This window comes from Archangium sp. (assembly GCF_036388035.1).
In the GTDB taxonomy this organism is placed as follows: domain Bacteria; phylum Myxococcota; class Myxococcia; order Myxococcales; family Myxococcaceae; genus Archangium.
Genome location: NZ_DASVSO010000910.1, coordinates 1 through 4,044, shown reverse-complemented (window position 1 = coordinate 4,044; position 4,044 = coordinate 1). Strand labels below are relative to the sequence as shown.

Below are 4,044 nucleotides of genomic sequence, written 5' to 3'. Positions count from 1 at the left end.
CGAACGCCTGCTCGGCTGGACACGGACGGAGCTGGAAGGGCGTCCCCTCGCCCACCTCATCCCCGAGCATCTGCGCGCCTTCGAGGGTCGCTCCTTCGTGCGCTACCTGCTGGGGCGCCGGCGGGCGCTGGGCGGGCGCCCCGTCCGGGTGTCCGTGCTGCGCCAGGGCGGAGCGGCGCTGGAGGTGGAGGTGACGGCGGGCAGCACGGGCGAGGGCTCCCGGGAGCGCATCGCCCTGGTGCTGCGCCGCCCGCCCGAGTTCCCCGACTACACCGAGGAGCCCCTGGAGCGGCTGTCCTCCGCGGTCCACACGCGCACCGCGGACCCCGGCTCCGTCGGCGAGCGCGCCTACCACCTCGTCTTCGAGAATGCCCCCCTGGGCCTCTTCCACTTCGACGCCACGCCCACCCTGCTCGCGTGCAACGACTACTTCGTGCGCCTCATCGGCTCGTCCAAGCGGATGATCATCGGGCTGAACCTGCTCACCCTCCGGGACGAGGCCCTCATGGCCTGCGTGCGCGACGTGCTCGACGGACGCCACGCGTACTACGAGGGGGACTACCACTCGCTCACCGCGGACAAGGTCACCCCGGTGCGCATCCACCTGGCCCCGTGCCTCAACGAGGCCGGGAAGGTGGAGGGCGGCGTGGGCATCGTCGAGGACGTCACCGAGCAGCGCAGCGCGGAGGCCGAGCGCAACCGCCTCTTCCGCGAGGCCCAGGAGGCCATCCGCGTGCGCGACGACTTCCTCACCATCGCCTCGCACGAGCTGAAGACACCGCTCACCCCGCTGTCGCTGCGACTGGCCAGCCTGGAGCGCCGCCTGGAGCGCAGCGAGCCGGTGGACCCCACGCTGCTGCGCCACGCGCGCCAGTACCTGGTGCGGCTGACGGCGCTCATCAATGACCTGCTGGATGCCTCGCGAATCGAGGCGGGCCGGCTCGCGCTGCACCTCGAGCCCACCCGGCTGGACACGCTGGTGGAGCGCGTGCTGTCCAACATGGACGCGGACCGGGGCCAGCACCGCATCGACTTCGCGCACCCGGCCCAGCCGGTGCGCATCCGCGGGGACCGGTACCGGCTCGAGCAGGTCATCGCCAACCTGGTGGAGAACGCCCTCAAGTACAGCCCCGGGGACAGCACCGTGCGCGTGACGCTGGAGGTCAATGACGACTTCGCATTGCTCTCGGTGCGGGACGAGGGCATCGGCATCCCGAGCGACCAGAAGGAGCAGCTCTTCGAGCGCTACTTCCGCGCCCGCAACGTCTCCGTCTCGTCCTACGGGGGGCTGGGGCTGGGCCTCTACATCAGCCGGGACATCGTGGAGCGCCACGGCGGCCGCATCTGGGTGGAGAGCGAGATGGGCCAGGGCTCCACCTTCTACGTGGCCCTGCCCCTGCTGGCCGCCGCCAGCCCCATGCCTCCCGAGCCCGAGCACCCCCTCTCCGGCGCGTCCCAGCAGGTGCACTGAGGCATGAAAAAAGGCCGGGCCCCGCCTCGCACGGAGGGGAGCCCGGCCTGTTTCACGACACGCGGGAGGCTAGTTCTGGCGCCGGCGGCGGGCCAGCGCGAGGAAGCTGCCCAGGCCCATCAGCACCAGCGTGGAGTCCCCGCCCGTGGCCGAGCAGCCGAAACCCTTGCCGCCCAAGGAGTAGTCCCCCGTGTCGACGGTCCACGTGTAGGTGGCCGCGCTGAGGTCCGGGTTGCCCGCCTCGTCCACGGCGCGCACCTGGAACGTGCGCTCTCCGTCGGGCAGGCCCGCGTACGTCTCCGGGCCCGAGCACGCCTTGAAGTCCTCATCGGTGTCCAGCTTGCACTGGTACGTCACGCCGTCTTCCGGCGTCACCACGTTGAAGTGGAACGTGGCGTCCGCCTCCCGCGTGGTGCTCTCCGGACTCGAGACGATCTTCGTGTCCGGCGGCGTGGTGTCCACGATCCACTTGTAGGTGGCCAGGGTGGGGTCCGGGTTGCCCGCCTCGTCGGTGGCCAGCACCTGGAACGTGTGCTCTCCTTCGGGCAGGCCCGTGTACGTCTCCAGGCCCGTGCACGCCTTGAAGCCCGCCTCGGTATCCAGCTTGCACTGGTACGTCACCGAACCCGGCTCCTTCTCCTTGTCGTGGGAGAACTCGAACTTCGCGCTCGTCTCCCGCGTGATGCGCTTCGGGAACGAGTCAATCTTCGCGTCCGGCGGCGTGGTGTCCACGGTGAAGGTGAAGGCCGAGCCCAGGGGGCTCCGCATGCCGTCGACCTCATTGACCGCCTCGACCTTATAGCGTCCATCGGAGAGGTTGGGCAAAGCCGGGAGCCGTGGGAAGGAGTAGTCGCCACCGTCATTGCGCGGGGTCCGCCCGACCTCCTTCCCGTCGATGAAGATGATCACCGTGGCATTGGAGCCCGCGCGCACCGTGGCGGTGGACACATTCGTCTGGCCCTGGATGACGGGCCGGGAATCCTTGGTGATGCCATTCTTGCTCAGCGGGGCCACGACCGCCGAGGGCGTCGCCACGGCCTCCAGCCTCTCGAAGCTGCCATTGTCCCCATTGTCCCCAGCAAACCCACCGAGCTGGATGGCACCCGTGGTGCCGCGAGCGATAATCGTGCTCTCACCGGTCTTCGCGTCCTTGTGGAGCTCCGGTCGGCACGTGTTGTCGCCAGTAGAGGTGGCCGCCTGGAACAGCATCCGGCCCCCCCCACCTCCTCCTCCGGAGCCCGCATCCTGGGCATTCGAACCGCCCCCGATACCGCCGGTGGCATTGAAGCTCTTAATGCCGCACGAAGCGGTCCCAGCGAAGCGCAGGTAGATGCTACCGCCCGCGCCGCCACCGCTGCCTCCCCCGCCCGTGGTGCTCTCGCTGGCTCTACCGGCTGCCCCCGCCGCCTCGATGGAGCCCACTCCCTTGAGAGTGTTGCCCCGGATGAAGACGATGCCCCCACCCCTGCCGTAAGACTCTTTCTCGCTGGCGTTCTCGTTGCCGTGTCCCGCGCCGCCGCCCCCCCCCAACAGGAGGTGGCCGATGAGCCCACGCGTCACTTGCAGGACCGCACCGCCCTTTCCACCCATGGCGCCACCGCCCACGCCGCCCGTGCCGCCGTTGCCGCCACCGCCACCACCAAAACTGGAGCACACACCGCCCCCACCTCCATTGCCGACGGAATCGCTCCCGATGAGGGTGGACCCATAATGCCCGGTGACAGTGCCCTCGCCCTTCGGGGCCCCACTGGAATTAAGCGCGGTGTTGTCCGGGCACGTAGCCGAGGCGCTGGAGTTGTTGAGCCGATCTCCTCCGCGAAAGCCCATCTTGGACACGGTGATCTTCCCATCGTTCTGCACGACCCCCGAGGCCAGGAACGCCACCACACCGCCCACCTTCCCGTTCCATTCCTGCGCCGCCTTGAGGGTGCTGCCCGTATTGATGGTGACGTTCTTGTACTCAGGCACCCAGATGACCTGGGTCATCTCAGCTGCATAGCCGTGGATGAGCGGCGCGGTCAGCGTCAGCGTCGCCCCCGGTCCCGCCCCCTTGTCCTCTTCCTTCTTGACCTCTTTCACCCGCGCCAGTTCCCACCGGCCCACCTCATTTTTAGACAGGGCGGTGCCGGTCATCTGCAGCACCATGACCAGGCTGCCCTCGCGGAAGCAGGGCGTGACCGTGCAGGTGTCCACCTTGATGGTGGACTTCCCATCGCCAATGGATGACAGGCGGGCGTAGCTGTTGATGACGTTGTCGCCGCCTCGCGTCGTGTAATCCTCGGTCCCCTTGCCCAGGTAGAACGTATCGGCCTCGGCCAGCGCCGCCGTGGAACCCAGGGTCAGCGCGCCCAGCGCCGCCGCCAAACACTTCTTCATGAATGGATTGCTCATGACCTTTTGATTCCTTCGGTTACTGCCGCAGTTCGCGATCAGGGGTGACGATGATGAAGTCCACGCGCCGGTTGACCGCGCGGCCCTCGGCCGTCTGGTTGGAGGCGATGGGCCGGTCCGGACCGAACCCCTTCGCATCCAGGCGCGTCGGCTCCACGCCCTTGCTCACGAGATAGCTCTTC

2 protein-coding genes are annotated in these 4,044 nt (G+C 68.5%); one reads left to right on the top strand and one right to left on the bottom strand.

The window, feature by feature from the left end; translation table 11 throughout:
* Positions 1-1,471: ATP-binding protein (locus VF697_RS37505; protein WP_331102763.1), on the top strand; the 1,471-nt coding region annotated here is incomplete at its 5' end.
* 69 nt (positions 1,472-1,540) lie between these two features.
* Here VF697_RS37505 and agmC read toward each other — a convergent pair.
* A complete protein-coding gene (agmC, locus tag VF697_RS37500; RefSeq protein ID WP_331102761.1) occupies positions 1,541-3,847 on the bottom strand; it encodes an adventurous gliding motility protein AgmC in 2,307 nt (768 codons plus the stop codon).
* Between the last annotated feature and the right edge of the window lie 197 nt (positions 3,848-4,044).